At 55.2% G+C, this 19,288-nt stretch carries 19 protein-coding genes; 5 read left to right on the forward strand and 14 right to left on the reverse strand.

Going from position 1 to position 19,288, the window contains the following annotated elements; all coding sequences use genetic code 11:
- Window positions 1-354: 354 nt before the first annotated feature.
- Window positions 355-1,374 carry a LacI family DNA-binding transcriptional regulator gene (locus tag N6G83_RS42095; RefSeq protein WP_211136496.1) on the reverse strand — a complete coding sequence of 340 codons (1,020 nt, stop codon included), beginning with the start codon at window positions 1,372-1,374 and terminating at the stop codon, window positions 355-357.
- 198 nt (window positions 1,375-1,572) lie between these two features.
- Between N6G83_RS42095 and ascF the strand changes: the two genes are divergently transcribed.
- Window positions 1,573-3,012, forward strand: coding sequence for a PTS cellobiose/arbutin/salicin transporter subunit IIBC (ascF, locus tag N6G83_RS42100; protein WP_211136497.1), 1,440 nt, complete (start codon window positions 1,573-1,575; stop codon window positions 3,010-3,012).
- Window positions 3,013-3,049: 37 nt separating this feature from the next.
- Window positions 3,050-4,480 carry a 6-phospho-beta-glucosidase gene (locus tag N6G83_RS42105; protein ID WP_211136498.1) on the forward strand — a complete coding sequence of 477 codons (1,431 nt, stop codon included), beginning with the start codon at window positions 3,050-3,052 and terminating at the stop codon, window positions 4,478-4,480.
- Window positions 4,481-4,566: 86 nt separating this feature from the next.
- On the opposite strand, the gene potE is transcribed toward N6G83_RS42105, so the two are convergent.
- From potE to speFL, 3 genes are all read right to left on the reverse strand, one after another.
- Window positions 4,567-5,883 carry a putrescine-ornithine antiporter gene (gene potE / locus N6G83_RS42110; protein WP_211136499.1) on the reverse strand — a complete coding sequence of 439 codons (1,317 nt, stop codon included), beginning with the start codon at window positions 5,881-5,883 and terminating at the stop codon, window positions 4,567-4,569.
- A 232-nt stretch (window positions 5,884-6,115) separates the two neighbouring features.
- On the reverse strand, window positions 6,116-8,278 hold the full coding sequence (gene speF / locus N6G83_RS42115) for an ornithine decarboxylase SpeF (protein ID WP_211136500.1): 2,163 nt from the start codon (window positions 8,276-8,278) through the stop codon (window positions 6,116-6,118).
- A 288-nt stretch (window positions 8,279-8,566) separates the two neighbouring features.
- Complete coding sequence (gene speFL, locus N6G83_RS42120; protein WP_112363015.1) at window positions 8,567-8,671, reverse strand: leader peptide SpeFL; 105 nt, start codon at window positions 8,669-8,671, stop codon at window positions 8,567-8,569.
- A 429-nt stretch (window positions 8,672-9,100) separates the two neighbouring features.
- On the opposite strand from speFL, the gene N6G83_RS42125 reads away from it, so the two are divergent.
- The 3 genes from N6G83_RS42125 to N6G83_RS42135 all read left to right on the forward strand — a co-directional run bounded on the left by N6G83_RS42125 (window position 9,101) and on the right by N6G83_RS42135 (window position 11,319).
- On the forward strand, window positions 9,101-9,532 hold the full coding sequence (locus tag N6G83_RS42125) for a YhbP family protein (protein WP_024529039.1): 432 nt from the start codon (window positions 9,101-9,103) through the stop codon (window positions 9,530-9,532).
- A gap of 30 nt (window positions 9,533-9,562) precedes the next feature.
- Window positions 9,563-10,618: a DUF1176 domain-containing protein gene (locus N6G83_RS42130; protein ID WP_211136501.1), complete on the forward strand. Its 1,056-nt coding sequence runs from the start codon at window positions 9,563-9,565 to the stop codon at window positions 10,616-10,618.
- Between the two features lie 65 nt (window positions 10,619-10,683).
- Entirely contained in the window at window positions 10,684-11,319 is a 636-nt protein-coding gene (locus N6G83_RS42135) for an NAD(P)H-binding protein (RefSeq protein ID WP_211136502.1), read from the forward strand.
- Here N6G83_RS42135 and phnP read toward each other — a convergent pair.
- The 10 genes from phnP to phnF form a co-directional block, all read right to left on the reverse strand.
- On the reverse strand, window positions 11,314-12,063 hold the full coding sequence (gene phnP, locus N6G83_RS42140) for a phosphonate metabolism protein PhnP (RefSeq protein ID WP_024529036.1): 750 nt from the start codon (window positions 12,061-12,063) through the stop codon (window positions 11,314-11,316). The genes N6G83_RS42135 and phnP overlap by 6 nt on opposite strands.
- Window positions 12,064-12,314: 251 nt before the next feature.
- On the reverse strand, window positions 12,315-12,875 hold the full coding sequence (gene phnN, locus N6G83_RS42145) for a ribose 1,5-bisphosphokinase (RefSeq protein ID WP_024529446.1): 561 nt from the start codon (window positions 12,873-12,875) through the stop codon (window positions 12,315-12,317).
- The gene (gene phnM, locus N6G83_RS42150; protein WP_199062516.1) at window positions 12,875-14,011 is read right to left on the reverse strand and encodes an alpha-D-ribose 1-methylphosphonate 5-triphosphate diphosphatase; all 1,137 of its coding nucleotides are present in this window, start codon (window positions 14,009-14,011) and stop codon (window positions 12,875-12,877) included. The genes phnN and phnM overlap by 1 nt, the downstream gene beginning before the upstream one ends.
- Window positions 14,008-14,712 (reverse strand): phosphonate C-P lyase system protein PhnL, encoded by a 705-nt coding sequence (phnL, locus tag N6G83_RS42155; RefSeq protein ID WP_211136503.1) that lies wholly within the window; start codon window positions 14,710-14,712, stop codon window positions 14,008-14,010. The genes phnM and phnL overlap by 4 nt, the downstream gene beginning before the upstream one ends.
- A gap of 13 nt (window positions 14,713-14,725) precedes the next feature.
- The gene (gene phnK, locus N6G83_RS42160; RefSeq protein WP_211136504.1) at window positions 14,726-15,514 is read right to left on the reverse strand and encodes a phosphonate C-P lyase system protein PhnK; all 789 of its coding nucleotides are present in this window, start codon (window positions 15,512-15,514) and stop codon (window positions 14,726-14,728) included.
- Window positions 15,514-16,365 (reverse strand): alpha-D-ribose 1-methylphosphonate 5-phosphate C-P-lyase PhnJ, encoded by an 852-nt coding sequence (locus N6G83_RS42165; RefSeq protein WP_024529442.1) that lies wholly within the window; start codon window positions 16,363-16,365, stop codon window positions 15,514-15,516. The genes phnK and N6G83_RS42165 overlap by 1 nt, the downstream gene beginning before the upstream one ends.
- A complete protein-coding gene (locus N6G83_RS42170; RefSeq protein ID WP_211136505.1) occupies window positions 16,358-17,443 on the reverse strand; it encodes a carbon-phosphorus lyase complex subunit PhnI in 1,086 nt (361 codons plus the stop codon). Before N6G83_RS42170 ends, N6G83_RS42165 begins: the two co-directional genes overlap by 8 nt.
- Complete coding sequence (phnH, locus tag N6G83_RS42175; protein WP_211136506.1) at window positions 17,443-18,024, reverse strand: phosphonate C-P lyase system protein PhnH; 582 nt, start codon at window positions 18,022-18,024, stop codon at window positions 17,443-17,445. Before phnH ends, N6G83_RS42170 begins: the two co-directional genes overlap by 1 nt.
- Before the next feature lie 3 nt (window positions 18,025-18,027).
- Window positions 18,028-18,471 carry a phosphonate C-P lyase system protein PhnG gene (gene phnG, locus N6G83_RS42180; RefSeq protein ID WP_024529439.1) on the reverse strand — a complete coding sequence of 148 codons (444 nt, stop codon included), beginning with the start codon at window positions 18,469-18,471 and terminating at the stop codon, window positions 18,028-18,030.
- Window positions 18,472-19,200, reverse strand: coding sequence for a phosphonate metabolism transcriptional regulator PhnF (gene phnF, locus N6G83_RS42185; protein ID WP_059199562.1), 729 nt, complete (start codon window positions 19,198-19,200; stop codon window positions 18,472-18,474). It abuts the gene before it with no gap.
- Between the last annotated feature and the right edge of the window lie 88 nt (window positions 19,201-19,288).

Here is a 19,288-nt window from a genome sequence, read left to right on the forward strand (position 1 = left end):
TGATGGGCGTTATGTAATGTCAAAGTTTTCTGATTTATGAATATATTTCTCAAAATACCTTGTTCTGGAAGCTTATTGTTGCATTTTTTTTAATAGATACATTTCCAATCTCCGTAGTGTTGGTCTGGCGGAAATGAAGCTGAAAATGTCGCTCTATGTTGCTTAGGCGCTGTTGAATCAATAGAGGGGCCATCAAAAATAAAACTTCTATTAATTGAAAATCAATAGGTTACGCTAAGGATAATTCGAGTTTCTTGAGGAAAGGATGGTAATACGCGTGGAAATCACACGGTGTATGGAGGGTAGGGCAGAAGTAGCCTTTGCGCGCTGGCTCCGGATACTGTGCCCGCTAGCTCACTGCTCCCAAAAAGGTCCCTTAGCAACAGAATCTCTAACCAGCAGCTCCGAAGTAAAAACGTTGTCCTTTGACAGATAGCCGCCGTCTAGCATAGCGATCAGCCGGTCGATCACTCCGCTCATCATATCGCTCACCGGGTCTTTAACGCTGGATAATGCCGGGGAGAGATAGGGAGCCGTTGGGATATTATCGAAGCCGATCACGGAGACCTCATTGGGGACGGCAATGCCCGCCTCGTTCAATTTCTTGATGGCACCAATGGCCATATCATCATTGCTGGCCAGTACTGCACTAAACGTGATTTTATCCTTGAGCAAGGACTCCATCGCTGCCGCACCGCTGGCTGGTGTCCACTTTCCTTTAAAGATGAGTTTATCATCAAGCTCGATATCATATTGATTCAAGGCTTCTTTATAACCGGATAATCGCTCAATCGCCGTTGGCGAATCCAGTGAGCCGGTAATAAAAGCGATATTCCGGTGGCCCTGCTCAATCAGGTATTTTGTTGCCTTAAAGCTGGCTCCTTTGTGGTCGCAGCAGATGCAGTGGCTGTGATGTTTTCTCAGCCTACGGTTAACCACCATGATGGGTTGTTTGTGCTGCTCAATGATGTCGTCCATCGCTTCGATGGTTAAGAAACGCGGGTAGATGATGATGGCGTCGCAGCGTAAATCGAGCAGGAATTGGATCGCCTCTTGCTCTTCTGCGGCACTGTGTTTGCCGTCCACCAAAATCAACTGGCGACCGTTGTCCTCCAGCTTTTGCGCCGCCTGGGAAAGTATCTCGCTGAAATAACTGCCGTTATAGAGGGTGTTGGTGACCACCAGGCCAATGCACTGGGATTTATTGGTGGCCAGATTTCTCGCCAGTAGATTGGGACGATAACCCGCTTCTTCGATGGCTTTAAACACCTGATCTTTGGTGGCTTCGCTGACGTACCCTTTGCCGGAAAGAACGCGTGAAACAGTGGCTTTTGAGACGCCTGCTTTTTTTGCCACTTCCTGCATGGTAGACATAGGGTTTTCCCGGCTTTTAACAATTATCCCCATTCTACACATTCCACTGCGTTAGAGCAGGCCATTCGCAGCACCGCAAACCCACTCATGTCGATCTCAGTCACAGAACAGACAATAAATAAATATATCGATTGATCTACAATCTTAATATCAACACTCTTATGTGAAACCGGTTACCTATCTATGAGAGTGGTCCTCATGTCTAAGAATTATGCGGCGGTATCAAGATCGATAGTGGATGCAGTTGGGGGAGCGAGTAACGTCGCGGCGGTGACTCATTGCATGACGCGTTTACGCTTTGTGCTCAACGACGACACCCTCGTCGATGCCGCCAGGCTGAAGGCAATTGGTGGCGTACTGGGTGTGGTAAGAAGCGAAAATCAGTGTCAGGTGATCATTGGCAACACCGTTTCACAGGCCTATGCCGAGGTGTTGAAACTGTTGCCCGAAGGGGCGGTAGCCCAGCAACCGGCGCCGGAAAAGAGCAAAATCACTCTCAAACGTATCGGTGCGGGGATCCTGGACGCGCTGATTGGCACCATGTCACCGCTGATCCCGGCCATTATCGGCGGCTCGATGGTGAAACTGCTCGCCATGATCCTCGATATGACCGGCGTGTTCGGCAAAGGCTCCTCGACGCTGATTATCCTCAACGTTATTGGCGACGGAGCGTTCTTCTTCCTGCCGGTGATGGTTGCCGCTTCCGCAGCGGTAAAATTCAAAACCAATATGTCGCTGGCGATTGCGATTGCCGGGGTATTGGTTCATCCCGCATTTATCGATCTGATGGCGAAAGCCGCGCAGGGCCAACAGGTTGAATTTATGGGCATACCGGTCACGGCGGTGAAATACACCTACACGGTGATCCCGGCGTTGTTCATGACCTGGTTGCTCTCCTACATTGAAAGATGGGTCGATCGCATCACGCCAGCCGTGACGAAAAACTTCCTCAAACCGATGCTGATCGTGCTGATTTCTGCGCCGATTGCCATCTTGTTGATTGGGCCGCTGGGCATTTGGATTGGTAGCGGCATTTCCGCGCTGGTATACACCATTCATAGCTACTTGGGGTGGTTATCCGTAGCGATTATGGGTGGGCTATGGCCGCTGCTGGTCATGACCGGGATGCACCGCGTATTTACGCCAACCATCATTCAAACCATCGCGGAAACCGGCAAAGAAGGCATGGTGATGCCCTCTGAAATTGGTGCCAACCTCTCGCTGGGCGGTTCATCGTTGGCGGTAGCTTGGCGTACCAAAAACCCGGAACTGCGTCAGACGGCGCTGGCCGCTGCGGCATCGGCGATTGTGGCCGGGATTTCAGAACCCGCGCTTTACGGGGTGGCAATACGCCTGAAGCGCCCGCTTATCGCAGCGCTGATCAGTGGCTTTGTCTGCGGCGGTGTGGCCGGAATTGCCGGATTGGCGAGCCACTCGATGGCCTCTCCGGGCCTGTTTACCAGCGTGCAGTTCTTTGATCCGGCCAACCCAATGACCATTGTCTGGGTGTTTGGCGTGATGATTTTGGCGGTGGTGCTTTCCTTCATCCTTACGCTGTTGCTGGGCTTTGAAGATATCCCGGTCACCGAAGAGGCGGAAAGTGAAAAAGCTAAATCAGCGCCCGCGTTATACGTATAACCTGTTGTAAAACTGCATATTTGAGAAGAGGTATCTTATGCCAGCATCTGTTTTCCCCGCAGACTTTTTATGGGGTGGTGCACTAGCGGCTAACCAGGCCGAAGGCGCTTATCTTGAGGGCGGTAAAGGGCTGACCACGGTTGATATGATCCCTCATGGCAAAGATCGGCTGGCGGTAAAACTGGGCCAGCAAAAGCGCTTTGAGCTGCGGGAAGACGAGTTCTACCCTAGCCATGTCGGCATTGATTTTTATCATCGCTATAAAGATGACATTGCCCTGATGGCAGAGATGGGGTTCAGCGTATTCCGTACTTCGATCGCCTGGAGCCGCATTTTCCCTAACGGGGATGAAAGAGTGCCGAACGCGGAAGGGATCGCTTTCTACCGTGACGTTTTCAATGAGTGCAAAAAGCACGGCATCGAACCGCTGGTCACGCTGTGCCACTTTGATGTGCCGATGCATCTGGTGCGGGAATACGGTTCGTGGCGCAACAGGAAAATGGTGGAGTTCTTCACGCACTACGCCCGTACCTGTTTTGAGGCCTTTGATGGGCTGGTGAAATACTGGCTGACATTTAATGAAATCAATATCCTGCTGCACAGCCCGTTCTCCGGCGCGGGGCTGGTGTTCGAGCCAGGCGATAATCAGGAGCAGGTGAAATATCAGGCGGCGCATCATGAACTGTTGGCCAGCGCGTTAGCGACCAAAATCGCCCATGAGGTTAACCCGCACAATCAGGTTGGCTGCATGCTGGCTGGGGGCAATTTCTACCCGTGGTCCTGTAAACCCGAAGACGTCTGGGCTGCGCTGGAGAAAGATCGCGAGAACCTGTTCTTCATCGACGTTCAGGCTCGCGGCGCTTACCCGTCGTACACCAAGCGCCTGTTTAAGGAAAAGGGTATCACTATAGCAATGGAGCCAGGCGACAGTGAGATCCTCAAAAACAGCGTTGATTTTGTCTCCTTCAGCTATTACGCCTCCCGCTGCGCCTCGGCTGATATGAATGAGCACAACAGCAGCGCGGCCAATATCGTCAAATCGCTGAAAAACCCACATATCCAGGCCAGTGAGTGGGGTTGGGGTATCGATCCGCTGGGCCTGCGCATCACCATGAACATGATGTATGACCGCTACCAGAAACCGTTGTTCCTGGTGGAGAACGGCCTGGGAGCGAAGGACGAAATCAACCCGCAGGGCGAGATCGACGACGAATACCGCATCAGCTACTTGCGTGAGCATATCAAAGCTATGGCAGACGCTATCGAGGATGGTATCCCGGTGATGGGTTACACCTCCTGGGGCTGCATCGATCTGGTTTCTGCCTCTACCGGGGAAATGAGTAAGCGCTATGGCTTTGTCTATGTGGACCGCGATGACCAGGGTAATGGCACTTTGGCCAGAACCAGAAAGAACTCGTTTTACTGGTATAAGAAGGTGATTGCCAGCAATGGGGCGGATTTGAGTTAGCCAAATGGGCACCGAAGTGCCCATTTAGACAACTGATAAACCTAAACTTTATGGGCGCTGCATACAGCGCCCTTTGTTATCAAAACTCACGCCTTCTTCTCAGCCATCTCAAAGCGAGGTGAAACCAACCCGTACAAAGTCCAACCGAAGAAGGTGGCGATCGCGCCCCACATCATCGCTTCCTCGCCGGAACTGTAAAGCGCATAGAAGCTATACAGTGCACCAATCACGGCAATCACGTTGGCAATACGCGCCTTGTTCTCCGGTACTTTGGCTACTTTCTGGATAATAATCAGCGCGGCCATCGACAAGATATACGGAATAATATTGGTCACCACGGCCAGGTTAACCAGCACGTTAAACTGCTTATTCAGCGACGGGCTGATGGTCATCAGCGACATCACGCTCTGAATAATCACGATGGCCAGCATGCCTTTAACAGGTGCATCTGATTTACTGACTTTAGAGAAGATTTTCGGGAAGAAGCCGCTGTCGGCAGAGGATTTGAATACCTGGGCGATAGTGAACTGCCAGCCCAGCAGCGAACCCACGCAGGACATGATCATCAACGCCATGATGATTTTACCGACCGTTGGGTTGAACATATGTGAGAACGCCAGGCCAAACGGCGCGGTGGAGTTAGCCAGTTCCATATTTGGCACGATACCGGCGATCACGTTGGTGGAAACAATGTAGATCACTGCGGCACCCAGTGTGCCACCGAGTACGGCGATAGGTACGTTACGTTCCGGGTTTTCTACTACGTCGGTATTGGCACAGGCAGATTCAAGACCGAGGAAAGCCCACAGTGTCATCGAGATAGAAGACCCGATGGCTTCAAAGGTTGGCACCGCATGCGGGTTCCAGGCGGCGAGATAAGCGGTGCCACTGAACCAATACCAACCGATAATCGAGATACCGACCACCGGAATAATTACCCCCCAGACGGTGATCCCGCTGATCTGCCCGGTGATGCGTGCGCCACCGAAGTTGGCAACCGTAGCCAGCCACAGCACAGCGATAGTGGCAATACAGATGCCCAAGGGTGTCAGGGCCACACCAAACAGCTCGGTGCCATAACCCACGGCAGAAATGGCGATGGCGATATTGGCGATCAGCAGCGAAACGCCATAAGTGTAGTTGGCCATAAAGTTGCCAGATTTACCGAAAGCGTACTCGGCATAGCCGCCCATCCCGCCGGATTTACGGCTGAACATGCCGCATTTGGCAAACGCATAGGCCAAGGCCATCGAGCCTACGGCAGTCACCAACCAGGAAACGATGGAGATTGTCCCCACTTCGGCTAGCTTGGTTGGTAGCATAATTATGCCTGACCCCATCATATTGACCGCTGTCAGGATCGTTAATTGCACAACCCCCATCTTATTATTGGATTTGCTCATGATCGTTCTCGCTCTTATATTCCTCAAATTATACCCGTCGTCTTTCAAGCTGCAGCGTTGGTACCTGCGCTATCTCACCCCAGTCACTTACAAAAACGTAAGCTCCTGGGGATGAGATAGCTTGTCGCCTAGCTGCAACTTGAAATCCATAGGGTATGGATTCTTTTTGAAATTCGAGGAATAGCTAAATATGTCTGGCGGCAAGGAAATATGCCGCCTCCGGTAAAGTTAATTACGCTTTCATGACATAGCCGTAAGCCCGGTTCCAGCCATCTTCATCCTGCTGGATATACACGCCTTGTAATTCAGGGGCGAATCCAGGTAATAAATTAATCCCTTCTTCCAGTGCCAGGAAATAGCGTTGAGCAGAGCCTCCCCAGATTTCGCCCGGGACTACGCACAGCACGCCCGGTGGGTAAGGTAATGCCCCTTCAGCGGCAATGCGGCCTTCGGCTTTAGCGAGAGAAACCAGTTCCACCTTGCCACGTACGAATTCGGTATTGGCGGTTTGTGGATCCATGGCGACGCGTGGGAAATGGCTCTTACGGAACATTTCCTTCTGCAATTCTTTCACATTGTAGCTGACGTAGAGATCGTGCATCTCTTGGCACAGCTGGCGCAGGGTGTAGTTCTGGTAACGTTTTTCGTTGTTCTTGTACACGGTCGGCAGGACTTCACTCAGCAGGGAGTCTTGTTCGACGTGTTTTTCGAAGCGGGCAATCAGCGCCACCAGATGCTGCATTTTGGCGATATCTTCCGCCGGGGTGAGCAGGAACAGAATGGAGTTCAGGTCACATTTTTCGGGCACAATACCGTTTTCGCGCAGGTAGTTAGCCAGAATGGTGGCTGGGATACCGAAGCTGCTGTACTCGCCGCTGGCGGTATCGATGCCGGGCGTGGTCAACAGCAGTTTGCAGGGATCCACAAAGTATTGTGATTCTTCATAACCCTCGAAGGCATGCCATTTTTCGCCAGGGATAAAGTTGAAGAAGCGTAGGTCGTTGGCCATGGCTTCAGTGCTGTAGGATTGCCAAGGTTTACCGTCGATTTGCTCCGGAACGAAAGGTTTGATCATGGTGCAGGTGTCCAACAGCATTTTGCGTGACTCAATACCGATGCGCACACACTCTTTCCACAGGCGCTGGCCGCTCTTGCCTTCATGCATTTTAGCGTTCACATCCAGTGCGGCAAACAGTGGGTAGAACGGGCTGGTGGACGCGTGCAACATAAAGGCGTTATTGAAACGTTTATGGTTGCAGTAACGATCTTGCCCTTTGATGTGCTTGTCTTTTTTATGGATCTGCGAAGTTTGTGAGAAACCGGCCTGCTGTTTGTGCACCGATTGAGTAACGATGATCCCCGGATCGTTTTCGTTCAGCTCCAGCAGCAGTGGCGAGCAGTCTTTCATCATTGGGATGAACTGCTCATAGCCGACCCAGGCAGAGTCAAACAGGATGTAGTCACACAGGTGGCCAATCTTGTCGACGACCTGGCGGGCGTTATAGATCGTGCCGTCGTAGGTACCCAACTGGATAATCGCGAGGCGGAATGGGCGAGCGTCGTTAGCGCGTTCCGGTGCAGTTTCACGGATTTGCTGGCGCAGATAGTCTTCTTCAAAACAGTGAGCATCGATGCCGCCGATAAAGCCGAATGGGTTACGTGCTGTTTCGAGATATACCGGCGTTGCCCCGGCCTGGATCAGCGCGCCATGGTGGTTGGACTTATGGTTGTTACGGTCGAACAGCACCAGATCGCCACGGCTCAGTAGAGCGTTGGTCACTACTTTGTTGGAAGCCGAAGTCCCATTCAACACGAAATAGGTTTTATCGGCGTTGAACACCTTGGCGGCATGTTTTTGGGCGTCACAAGGCGCGCCTTCGTGGATTAGCAGATCGCCCAGCTTAACGTCGGCGTTGCACATATCGGAGCGGAACAACGTTTCGCCATAAAAATCAAAGAACTGGCGGCCAGCGGGATGCTTGCGGAAGAACTCACCGCCCTGATGGCCTGGGCAGGCGAAGGTGGCGTTACCCATCTCTACATATTGGGTCAGGGTATTAAAGAACGGCGGTAGCAGCTCGCTTTCATATTTGACCGCTGCGGCTTCCAGCTGCTTGCCGTAGAATTGGGTGTTCTTACCACAGAGTTCAAAAACGCCGTTCAGCGCCGGTAATACGGCGTTATCCAGTTCTTCTTCACAGCAGACGGCGACAAAGATCGGGATGTTTAAACCGGTTTCTTCCAGCTGTGCCACCAGGCCTTGCTGTACGTCTTGCACGGAAAGCACGATGGCGGCTACGTCATTAAAGTCGCTGTGGTGCACATCGCTAATTTCACGTGTGGTTTCAAAACAAGAGAGAGTTTTTTGGTTCGCTGCAATTTTTAGTTTGTTCATTTTTATCATTCTTCAGGCGAAAATATCCCGCCGGCAAATAAGGTCTTTGCCAGGAAGTATTTTCGTTAAAATAAAGGTATGCGTGAGCGTAATCATGTTCATCGAACATAATTAGGTTACGAGTTTATTTTGACGAAATCTTTTTTGGGTTCTTAAACGAGGTTGCAATTATGCCGGATCCACTCTGTTTTGAACAAAAACATAGCGATACCGTCGCCGTCAGGCGCAGGGAATGATCGTTGGCATAGGTCTGACTGCAAGACGCAATAAGAACGCAGAGGAGGGAGTTTATCTGAAGTTAAAAAAGGCAAAGCTAAAGCAGCTGCGGTGAGCCATCATCATAATATGTGTAGTTCGTCGGATGTGAGCCATCTTTCTGTTGTTGTTTTCCATTTTCCATCTACCTATGGGTTTCGGACTTGGCGCTATTTTATCCCCTAAATGCGGAAATAAAGTGATGCAGATCACGTTAATTATGCGATTTATACTTAACTATTCAATTTCTATGCATCGAAGTGAATAGCTATGAATTCTGCAGCGAAGGCATATGTGAAGCAATTGCTACAAATGGAGCCAGCGGACTGGATAAATTTGGCTTAGGCTAACTCAACCCCTGAAAACCGCCTTTAATATAAACAGGTAATAGCAGGAATAGAGCTAGGATGTTTTTTATTTGTTATTACTGCGCTCAGGTTTGTCTTGCATAAAGATGCATGGATTGCCAATGAATATGCTAGTTTTATGTTGGGCATAATTTGTCGCTAATTGTGACTGCCTTCAAATCTGCGGGTAAGATGGCGGAGGTGAAAAGGAGAACTTACGTTGAATCAGAGTGAAGATCGGCTGCACATTATCCGTTTTCTCAGTAAGCAGCATGTGCTCACGCTGTGTGCCGGTGATGGCACGGCAATGTGGTGCGCCAACTGCTTTTACGTATTCGATGCCGAGCGCATGGCGCTATGGCTGATGACCGAGCCGCATACCCGCCACGGCGAACTGATGCAAAGGAACAACCGGGTGGTTGGCACTATTGCCCCCCAGCCCAAGACCATTGCGTTGATCAAAGGGGTACAATATGCGGGGGAAATCACTCTGTTGGCGGGAGACGAGGCTGAACTTGCCCGAACGCGCTACTGCAAACGCTTCCCGGTGGCCAAGGTGATGAAAGCGCCTATTTGGCAGATCGCGTTGCAGGAAGTGAAGATGACCGATAACACCCTGGGCTTTGGCAAAAAACTGCACTGGGCACGTTGACAAACCAGCTGAATATTAAGGATCGATGGCATGAAAAACACCGAGATAGCCGCATTATCGCTACTGGCGGCATTGGTTTCCCCGGCGATGGCGCAAGACAGCGGCGTTTCCTTTGGCCATAAGAACTGGGAACTGGCCTGTGACAACACCAATACCTGTCGCGCGGCGGGCTACGCTAATGAAGATGAGCCAAGCGATTCGAACGGCTCGGTGCTGCTCACGCGCATTGCTGGCCCTGGCACCGTCCCCACGGGGGAAGTGACCTTGGCGGATTACGAAGGGGGTGACTCAGCCCCGGTGGCAAAGCTGACGTTGTGGATCAACGGCAAGGCGGCGGGGGCGCTCAAACCGACCAAGGATGGAAACTGGAACCTGTCAGCAAGCCAGACTCTGGCACTGATCGGCGCAATCAAAGGCAGCGGCACGGTTGAATTTAAAGGCGGCCCGGCACCTTTCGTGCTGTCAGGCGATGGGGCTTCGGCCACCTTATTGAAGATGGATGATGTGCAGGGGCGTATCGGCACGCCTGGTGCCCTGACTAAAAAAGGCGACAAGCCGGAAAGCAGCGTGCCAGCCGCTATTCCTGCCCCGGTGATCCAGGCAGTGAAGGTGCCCAAGGCGGAAGAACGCCCGCTTACGGCACCCGAGATCGCCGCGCTGACTCCCAAACTGCTGGCGACGCTGAAACCGGATGATTGCGACCGCATGCAGTCCCCACAGGATAATGACGGCGCAAGCGAGGATGGCATCACGCTGACCCCGCTCGGCAATGATCATGCCCTGATAACCGCCGTGTGTTGGCGGGCGGCCTATAACGAAGGTTACGGCTATTGGGTGATCGACAGTGCCCTGAAGCAGGCCCCGGTATTGGTGACCAATTCCGGCTCTGGCTATGATGAAGGGATAATCTCAATGGGGCAAAAGGGGCGTGGATTGGGTGATTGCTGGGCTACCGCCAGTTGGGTATGGGATGGCACGGCGTTCCGTCAAAGCAACGAGGCCACCACCGGCCTGTGCCGTTTAATCCATGCGGGCGGAACCTGGGATTTACCGACGTACGTCGCTGAGGTGAAAGCAGCGCAGTAAGGGACCCAGAGAGTCTCCACGGGCAGTTCTGTGCCTTGGGCATACAGAGGTGAGGGGGAAAATATATGGCACGGGTACTGATCACAGGCGCCAGCGGGCTGGTGGGGAGTGAACTGCTGCGTCTGCTGTTGGCAGATAGGCAGGTCACTTTAGTTATTGCTCCTACGCGTAAGGCGCTGCCGCCACACGCCAAATTACATAACCCGGTCGGCAGCGATCTGCACGAGTTGTTGACGCAACTGACACAGCCGTTGGATGCGGTATTCTGCTGCCTGGGTACCACGCGCAGTCAGGCTGGTAGCGCAGAGGCATTCCGCCACGTCGACTATCAGTTAGTGGTTGAAACGGCCCTTACCGGGCAGCGCCTTGGTGCACAGCATTGCCTGGTGGTGAGCGCTATTGGGGCTAATCCAGGCTCTGTATTCTTGTATAACCGCACCAAAGGGCAGATGGAGCAGGCGTTGCGTGAGCAGAACTGGCCACGCCTGACGTTGGTACGCCCTTCAATGTTGTTCGGTTCTCGTGCGGAGCCGCGTTTGCTGGAGCGACTCAGTCAACCGTTGTTTGGTCTATTGCCTGGTAAATGGAAGGGCGTTGCCGCCAAAGACGTGGCGCAAACGTTGCTGACACAGGCCTTCAGCCCAGGCAGCGGGGTCAAGATTTTAGAATCCGACCAGTTGCACTGCTCGCACCGTTTATAGCTCAACGCAGAGATTATCGAATGCCAGCTCCATGCCGGGCGGCAGTTCGTTGGCCATCAACCATAAATCGAGGTGATGGCTGATGTGCGTCAGCAGCGTACGCCGTGGTTGCAAGCGTTGCTGGATCTCCTGCGCACGGGGCAGATCGTTGTGATTACGCGGTGTCTGTGGCTGCGGCGGCAGGCTGCAATCCAACACCAGTAAATCGAGAGTGACCTGTTGCAGGTAGCGTGTGGTTTCTGGCGGCAGGCCGACGGTGTCGGTCAGGTATGCCAGGGTTTTGCCTGCCGCCTGGATCAGATAGCCGTGGGTGAGTTTGGAGTGGATTAACGGCAACGGCGTGACGTGCAGCCCGCCTAGTTCCACCGTTTCAAAGGGATGTAGCGGGGGTTGGAATGCCAGAATACCGGGGTGTTTGAACAAGTCGTCACAGCCCTGTTCATCTGCCGGGCCATAGACCGGGATCGCATTTCCACACCCCCAGCGCAAAGGAAATAACCCCTGAACGTGATCCATGTGGTAATGTGTCAGTAAAAAACGTTGAATTTCCCCCGCCGCAAAACGCCTTTCCAACGAGCTCAATCCCGCGTCCAACAACGTCGTTTCCCCTTCAAATTTGATCATCGCACTGCACGGTCGCCGCCGAAATGCCGGTTCACGCCGCGCCCGTTGGCACACCAGGCATTCGCAGCCAAAGGCGGGCACCTGTTGTGCCCCGCCGGTACCAAGAAAGGTCAGTTGCATGTTGGTTTCCTCTTGTTGGCTGGATGGCCCCTCACCCCAACCCTCTCCTTTAGTGAGAGGGAGCCAGTTCGGCGCTGTGGGTCAGGTGTAGGTACTAATTTGTGGCACGTTTAGTTTCTTTCTTCACATCCCAGATCATACGGGAGCTGAATTCATACACGGGGGGCAATCTGTGGCACATTCGGTTCCCTCTCCCTTTGGGAGAGGGCTAGGGTGAGGGGCGTCACTGTGCTCAAACTTGACTGCTCACCTCATGACAGAGTGTCCTGTGGTTGTTTTTCGGTTAAGGCCAGCAATGCGTCGAGGGTATGTCCGAGATCGCCATTGTTATCCAGCAGGTGGCAGCCAATCGGTAGGGTCTGCTGATAGTCAGCCGCCCGTGCGAGCCGTTGCTCGATCTGTATCGCGTTTTCCCGCCCGCGCTGTTCCAGCCTTTTACGCAACACCGGTGGGGATACCTGTAGGCAGACCGGCAGCAGTTGGGCACCGTAGCGTTGTAGCGCCTGTGGCAGATGAGCGCGGGATCCGTTGACCACCACGTCGATCCCTTGCAATAACCACAGATCGACCTCGATACCAAAGGCGTAATGGTGTTCGTGCGCCTGCCAGTCCAGGGCGAATAATCCTTTGGCGCGGCGGCGCAGAAACTCCTGTTCGCTCAGGGCGATATGGTTCTCGCAGCCAGCATTGGCCGGGCGGGTGATGTAACGGTGCGCCACCAGCGGCCCGGCACCGGTGGCGGCCCGTAACCGTTCGAGCAGGCTGTCCTTGCCTGCTCCGGACGGGCCCATCAGGTAGATGAGATAGGCCATCAGAACACCTGCTTGCCCTGTCGCCAGACGTTTTGCACGTAGATATGCTCGCCGTGCGGCCTGGCTAATACCAGATCGGCGCGCAACCCCTCGGCGATCAGGCCACGATCCTTCAAGCCCAACGCCCGTGCAGGGTTGCGGGTGATCAGTTGTACCGCCTGCGGCAGGCTGAACGCGTTGCGATCGTCGTTTGCCAGACGAAACGCCGCATCCAACAGGCTGGCAGGGTAATAATCGGAAGAGAGGATATCCAGCACGCCAAGGGCCGCTAGATGATGTGCCGCAACGTTGCCGGAGTGTGAGCCCCCGCGCACGATATTCGGCGCGCCCATCAGCACCTGCAAACCTTGCTGATGTGAAGCCCGGGCGGCCGCTTCGGTGGTCGGGAATTCGGCAATCACACTGCCTAGCGCACTGGATTCGCTGACGTGTTCGGCGGTGGCGTCGTCGTGGCTGGCCAGGGCGATATTGCGTGCCCGGCAGTGGGCGGCGATCGCCTCGCGGTTCGGTGTTGCCCAGCGTTCGGACAGACCGATCTGCTCTACCTCAAACTCGCTCATCTGCTGGTCATTGAGGTGATATTTTCCCTGGTAGTATTCACGGTATTTCTCACGGGAAGCGAACTGTCGCTGGCCTGGCGAATGGTCCATCAGCGACACCAAGGACACGCCCGGTTTATCCATCAGCTGTTCGAACAGTGGCAGGGTGCTGCTATGGGGCAGCTCGCAGCGCAGGTGGAGCCGGTGTTCGGCCCGGTTCACTCCGGCTCGCTGGCTGTAGATCACCGCGTCGATCATTTTTTGCAGGTTTTCCAGCCGGTGCCCACCGTCGCGCACGTCACCGATCGCCACCGCATCCAGCACCGTGGTGATGCCGTTGGCGACCATCAGCGCGTCGTGGCTGCTCATGGCCGAATGCGCTGGCCAGTCCACGTTGGGGCGCGGAGTGAAAAACTTGTCCAGATTGTCGGTATGCAGTTCAATCAACCCAGGTAGCAACCAGCCGCCTTCACCATCCAGCGCCTGCGGTAGCTGGCTTGGGGTATCGGCAAAGCTGCGGATCACGCCATCGGTCATTTCCAGTGAACCTGCAACGATCTGGTGTTCCAGCACCAGCTTGACGTTATTGATAATCATGGCGTCTCCAGAACCTGTGGGGCCTGCATGGTATGTAAACGGTCTGCCACCTGCTGACGGGTACCTTCGTCGTGGAAAATACCGACGATGGCTGCGCCACGCTGTTTTGCCTGTTCGATCAGGTTTACCACCGCCGCGCTGTTGCGGCTGTCGAGGGAGGCGGTAGGCTCGTCAAGCAGCAGGATGGGGTAATCCTTGATAAAGCCACGGGCGATATTCACCCGCTGTTGCTCACCACCGGAGAAGGTCGAAGGGGCCAATTGCCAGAGGCGCTGTGGCACGTTGAGCTGGCTGAGTAGGGCTTCGGCGCGTTCACGGCATTCGCTACGCTCAACGCCGGATTCCAGCAGCGGCTGCATCACCACTTCCAGCGCGCTGATGCGGGGTATCACCCGTAGAAACTGACTGACCCATCCTATGGTGTGGCGGCGCACCGACAGGATCTGACGAGCTTCGGACTGAACCAGCTCCAGCCAGTCGTTTTGGTGATGGATCCAGATTTTGCCGCTGTCTGGCAGATAGTTGGCATACAGCGAGCGCAGCAGGGTGGATTTCCCGCTGCCGGAGTGGCCATGCAGCACCACGCATTCGCCGCTGTTGACGGTCAGGTTGGCATCCTGCAAAACCGGCAGGCGGGTGCCGTGCTGTTGGTGCAGGACAAAGGTTTTACTCAGGTGTTCAACCCGGATTTTAATTGTCATTATCTCACCTACGTTACGACAGAACCGAAGAGACCAGCAGTTGGGTGTACGGATGGTGCGGGTCGTCCAGCACCCGATCGGTCAGACCGCTTTCCACCACTTCACCTTCCTTCATCACCAGCAAACGGTGGGCCAGCAGGCGTGCTACCCCCAGATCGTGAGTCACGATCACCGCCGCCAGCTGCATTTCCACCACCAGATTGCGCAGCAGATCCAGCAGGCGCGCCTGCACGGAAACGTCCAGCCCGCCGGTCGGCTCATCCATAAACACCAGCTTGGGATGGGTCACCAGATTGCGGGCGATCTGCAAGCGCTGCTGCATACCGCCGGAGAAGGTGGTGGGCAGATCATCCAGACGAGAAACCGGGATCTCCACGTCTTCCAGCCACTGTTTGGCCTGCTGGCGAATATCACCGTAATGGCGCTGGCCGATCGCCATCAGGCGCTCACCGATGTTGCCACCGGCAGACACCTGTGGCCGCAGACCATCGAGCGGATGCTGATGGACCACTCCCCAGTCGGTGCGCAACAGGCGGCGGCGATCGCTTTCTGCCATCGCGTACAGATCCTGCTGTTTCCCAGGTTGTGGGCGGTAAAGTATCTGCCCCTGTTGCGGGGCCAGCCGGGCGGAGATCGACTTGAGCAGCGTGGTTTTACCCGAGCCGGATTCGCCGACGATGCCCAGTACTTCACCGGGATAAATATCGAATGACACGTTGCTGAAACCCTTGCCCGGCGCGTAAAGGTGGGTGAGGTTGTCGACCGTCAGCAACGGCGTGGCACTCAATGGAGCGGAAATCATCAGTGCGATACCTCTTGGTTGAGTTGTTGCTGGCAGAAATCGGTGTCTGAGCAGACGAACATTCGGCTGCCCTGGTCGTCGAGCACCACCTCATCCAGATAGCTGTGGCGCGAACCGCATAGAGCGCAAGGTTCTTCCCACTGCTGCACGCTGAACGGATGGTCGTCAAAGTCCAGGCTTTCCACCTTGGTAAACGGCGGCAGGGCGTAAATGCGTTTTTCACGCCCGGCCCCGAACAACTGCAATGCGGGCATCATGTGCATCTTCGGGTTATCGAATTTTGGGATCGGCGAAGGGTCCATCACATAGCGATCGTTAACCTTCACCGGATAGGCATAGGTGGTGGCGATATGGCCGTAGCGGGCGATATCTTCATACAGCTTCACCTGCATCACGCCGTACTCTTCCAGCGCGTGCATCTTGCGTGTCTCGGTCTCACGCGGTTCGATAAAGCGCAGTGGCTCGGGGATAGGCACCTGATAAATCAGGATTTGATCCGCCTGTAAGGGCGTTTCCGGAATACGGTGGCGGGTCTGGATCAGCGTAGCTTCTGGCGTGCGCTCGGTGGTAGCAACCCCGGCTACGCGCTGGAAGAAACGGCGGATAGAGACCGCGTTGGTGGTGTCGTCGGCACCTTGGTCGATAACCTTCAGCACGTCGGCACGGCCAATGATGCTGGCGGTGATCTGGATGCCACCGGTGCCCCAACCATAAGGCATCGGCATCTCACGGCCACCAAACGGCACCTGATAACCGGGGATCGCCACCGCCTTGAGGATGGCGCGGCGGATCATGCGCTTGGTTTGTTCATCCAGATAACCGAGGTTATAGCCGGTCAATACTTCACTCATGGCGATTCTCCTGAAGAGCGGCAAATTCCTGCTGCAGGCGTTTAAGCAGCTCCAGTTCAGCCTGGAAATCGACGTAGTGCGGCAGCTTGAGGTGGGAGACAAAACCGGCGGCCTCCACGTTATCGGCATGCGCCAGCACAAACTCTTCGTCCTGCGCCGGGCCCGCAACGTCTTCGCCGTACTCGGCGGTTTGCAGGGCGCGATCCACCAGCGCCATCGCCATGGCTTTACGTTCCGAGCGGCCAAATACCAGCCCATAGCCACGGGTGAAGTGCGGTGGCCGGTCCTGCGGGTCGACAAAACCGTTCACCATCTCGCACTCAGTCAGCAGGATCTCGCCGATATCGACGGCGAAACCCAACTCTTCCGGCACGATCTCCACGGTAACGTAACCGCTGCGGATCTCTCCAGCAAACGGATGGTTACGGCCATAGCCGCGCTGGGTGGAGTAGCTCAGTGCCAACAGAAAGCCCTCATCGCCACGCACCAGTTGCTGTAAGCGCGCCGAGCGGGAGCAGGGATAGACCGGCGGGTTGCGGGTAATATCGTCCGGAGTGCTGCCGTCATCTTCTTCTGCCAGCGCCAACCGTTGCTGATTAAGCAGGTCGAACACGTGGGCGCAGCTCTCTGGTAGCGGTTCATCGGCCTGCGGTGTCGAAGGTGTTTCACCGTTGGCCAACAGCGCAAAATCCAGCAGGCGGTGGGTATAGTCGTAGGTCGGGCCGAGCACCTGGCCGCCAGGCAAGTCTTTGTAAACCGCTGAGATGCGCCGCTCAAGCCGCATGTTCTCGCTAGCCAGCGGTTCGCTGACGGCCAGGCGCGGCAGGGTGGTACGATAGGCGCGCAGTAGGAAAATAGCCTCTACCAGATCGCCGCTGGCCTGTTTGATGGCCAGTGCAGCCAGTTGGCGATCGTAAATACCGCCCTCTGTCATTACCCGGTCAACCGCCAGGCCAAGCTGTTCACCGATTTGCTCAGCACTGAGCGCTGGGACAGTTTCGTCACCCCGGCGCAGATTTTCCTGTAGTTGATGGGCAGCCTCGATGGCCTTTTCGCCCCCTTTCACCGCAACGTACATCAGCACTCCTCCACGCGGGTGGTTCTTGGTAGCGCCATCAGGCGCTCACCGCAGGTCAAGATAATGTCCAGGCCCAGCGGGAAGCGCTGAGGCCGTTCGAGTAGATAAGCCCGTAGTGCAGCTGGCAACGGCGGGGAGATTTCCCGTTGTTTTTCAATGCCGGGGCCGGAAAGGCGCAGTGTGTGGCTGCCTGCCAATGCGGCAATTTGCACTACCAACGTGGCACCGAACTCCGGTGAGACTTCACTGCCGTGGGGTAAAGCGCTTAGTTCGGCAGGCCGTAACTGGTCATCCCATACCGCCAGATGGATATTCTCCTGCCGGGTAGCCAGCGGAGCACCGGTATGAAAACGAATGTTAGTTAGCACTTGCTCACTATTTAGTGTGGAGCAGAGCTGAAGCGGAGTTTCCTGATCCGCCAGCGTCAGTATCACGGCGGTGCTGGCGGCGTTCAGCGCACCCCATGTCGGGCAACCAGGCAGTTCAACAATCACGCCAGGCTCACTCAACGCCTTTAAAATCAAACGGAAAGCAGACTGGGATTGCTCAATCGGCTGGTCAAAGCCGGCTAATAACGTCATGGTTTAATCCCCTCGCACCAGCGTAAAGAAGTCTACCCGGCTGGCAGCTACGGCACGGGCGCGCAGTTGGCGCTGCTCCTGTTGCAGTGCGGCCAGGGGCTCGATCAGTTGAAGCTGTAGCAATTCATGGTTGGCGGGTTGTTGTAGCAAAGCGTCGATCAGCGCACAGAGTTCGGCATGTTCCCTGTCACGCCCGGTTACGTAGCTGTAGCCTTGGGCACCGTTTTCCAACTGCACCACGGCGCGGGTTACGGTCATATCGCCCAACACAAAGCGGCGGCCGGTCGCTCCCATCCGTCCTAGCAGCTGTGTCAGGCCAATTTCAGGGGCGCGCAGGCGCTGGTAGCTTGGGTTGAGGTTCAGCGCCTGCCAGTGGCTGCGCAACTGGGCGGGTTGGCTATGCGCCAGGACCGACATCCAGCGTTGTCTCTGCTGTAAGGATTGCATTCAGTGCTCCATCGTCAGTTCAATCATGTCGGCGCGCGCCAGGCTGACGGAGTATTCCGCCACCAAATCGCTGCCGATACAGGTATTTAGGGTGCGTACGCATAGCAAGGGGGCATGGGTGGCGATCTCCAGCAGGCGGCTCTCTTTGGCCTGGGCACGTCGTGCGCTGATGCGGGTTTGGCGGCGTGTCAGCGGCTGGTGGATCTGCTGTTGGATAAACTCATGCAGCGAACCGCTGTGGAACTGTTGTAAGGCGGGCCACCAGTCCAGATCGGGCAGATAGTGGTCGATCACGCTGAGAGGAACGCCGTTCACCCGGCGCAGGGTGCGTAAGTGGATAATAGTTTCCCCCTCTTCACGGTTGAGCGCGCTGGCGATATGCCCATTGCACGGGCGTAAAACAGCAAGTAAGCGCTCACTGGTGGGGTGGCTGCCCTGCTCGAACAGGTTCTGGCTGAAGCGGGTATTGGCGTGCAGCGGATAGTTATACGGGCGTAGCAGCACCAGAATGCCGATGCCGTGGCGGCGCTGCAGCCAACCGCGCTCTACCAGCTCGTCTACGGCGCGGCGCAGCGTGTGGCGATTGACCTCAAAACGCTCGGCAAGCTGTTGTTCTGATGGCAGGTAATCTCCACAGCGATATTGGCTGCACAGCTCCTGCTCCAGCTGGGCGGCGATCTGCTGATATCGGGTGGGATAACTGGTCGGATGTCTAGATAAGTGCGTCATAGCTAATACCTCGGCACTTCGGTTGGGGGAGAAAGCGAAAAAGCGGCGATAGCATTCATGATCGGCACTCGGTAACAAAGTTGGGCTA

Source organism: Serratia sp. PL7 (assembly GCF_945957435.1).

What these genes read in the sequence shown, in the direction of transcription:
- phnH (WP_211136506.1), bottom strand. Translation starts at nt 18,024, where the DNA reads ATGACGTTATTAGCCGGCTTTGACCAGCCGATTGAGCAATCCCAGTCT.
- phnM (WP_199062516.1), bottom strand. Translation starts at nt 14,011, where the DNA reads ATGATTATCAATAACGTCAAGCTGGTGCTGGAACACCAGATCGTTGCA.
- phnP (WP_024529036.1), bottom strand. Translation starts at nt 12,063, where the DNA reads ATGCAACTGACCTTTCTTGGTACCGGCGGGGCACAACAGGTGCCCGCC.
- speF (WP_211136500.1), bottom strand. Translation starts at nt 8,278, where the DNA reads ATGAACAAACTAAAAATTGCAGCGAACCAAAAAACTCTCTCTTGTTTT.
- phnG (WP_024529439.1), bottom strand. Translation starts at nt 18,471, where the DNA reads ATGCAATCCTTACAGCAGAGACAACGCTGGATGTCGGTCCTGGCGCAT.
- phnL (WP_211136503.1), bottom strand. Translation starts at nt 14,712, where the DNA reads ATGACAATTAAAATCCGGGTTGAACACCTGAGTAAAACCTTTGTCCTG.
- N6G83_RS42135 (WP_211136502.1), top strand. Translation starts at nt 10,684, where the DNA reads ATGGCACGGGTACTGATCACAGGCGCCAGCGGGCTGGTGGGGAGTGAA.
- N6G83_RS42165 (WP_024529442.1), bottom strand. Translation starts at nt 16,365, where the DNA reads ATGAGTGAAGTATTGACCGGCTATAACCTCGGTTATCTGGATGAACAA.
- speFL (WP_112363015.1), bottom strand. Translation starts at nt 8,671, where the DNA reads ATGGAAAACAACAACAGAAAGATGGCTCACATCCGACGAACTACACAT.
- N6G83_RS42130 (WP_211136501.1), top strand. Translation starts at nt 9,563, where the DNA reads ATGAAAAACACCGAGATAGCCGCATTATCGCTACTGGCGGCATTGGTT.
- N6G83_RS42095 (WP_211136496.1), bottom strand. Translation starts at nt 1,374, where the DNA reads ATGTCTACCATGCAGGAAGTGGCAAAAAAAGCAGGCGTCTCAAAAGCC.
- potE (WP_211136499.1), bottom strand. Translation starts at nt 5,883, where the DNA reads ATGAGCAAATCCAATAATAAGATGGGGGTTGTGCAATTAACGATCCTG.
- N6G83_RS42105 (WP_211136498.1), top strand. Translation starts at nt 3,050, where the DNA reads ATGCCAGCATCTGTTTTCCCCGCAGACTTTTTATGGGGTGGTGCACTA.
- phnF (WP_059199562.1), bottom strand. Translation starts at nt 19,200, where the DNA reads ATGACGCACTTATCTAGACATCCGACCAGTTATCCCACCCGATATCAG.
- phnN (WP_024529446.1), bottom strand. Translation starts at nt 12,875, where the DNA reads ATGGCCTATCTCATCTACCTGATGGGCCCGTCCGGAGCAGGCAAGGAC.
- ascF (WP_211136497.1), top strand. Translation starts at nt 1,573, where the DNA reads ATGTCTAAGAATTATGCGGCGGTATCAAGATCGATAGTGGATGCAGTT.
- N6G83_RS42170 (WP_211136505.1), bottom strand. Translation starts at nt 17,443, where the DNA reads ATGTACGTTGCGGTGAAAGGGGGCGAAAAGGCCATCGAGGCTGCCCAT.
- phnK (WP_211136504.1), bottom strand. Translation starts at nt 15,514, where the DNA reads ATGATTTCCGCTCCATTGAGTGCCACGCCGTTGCTGACGGTCGACAAC.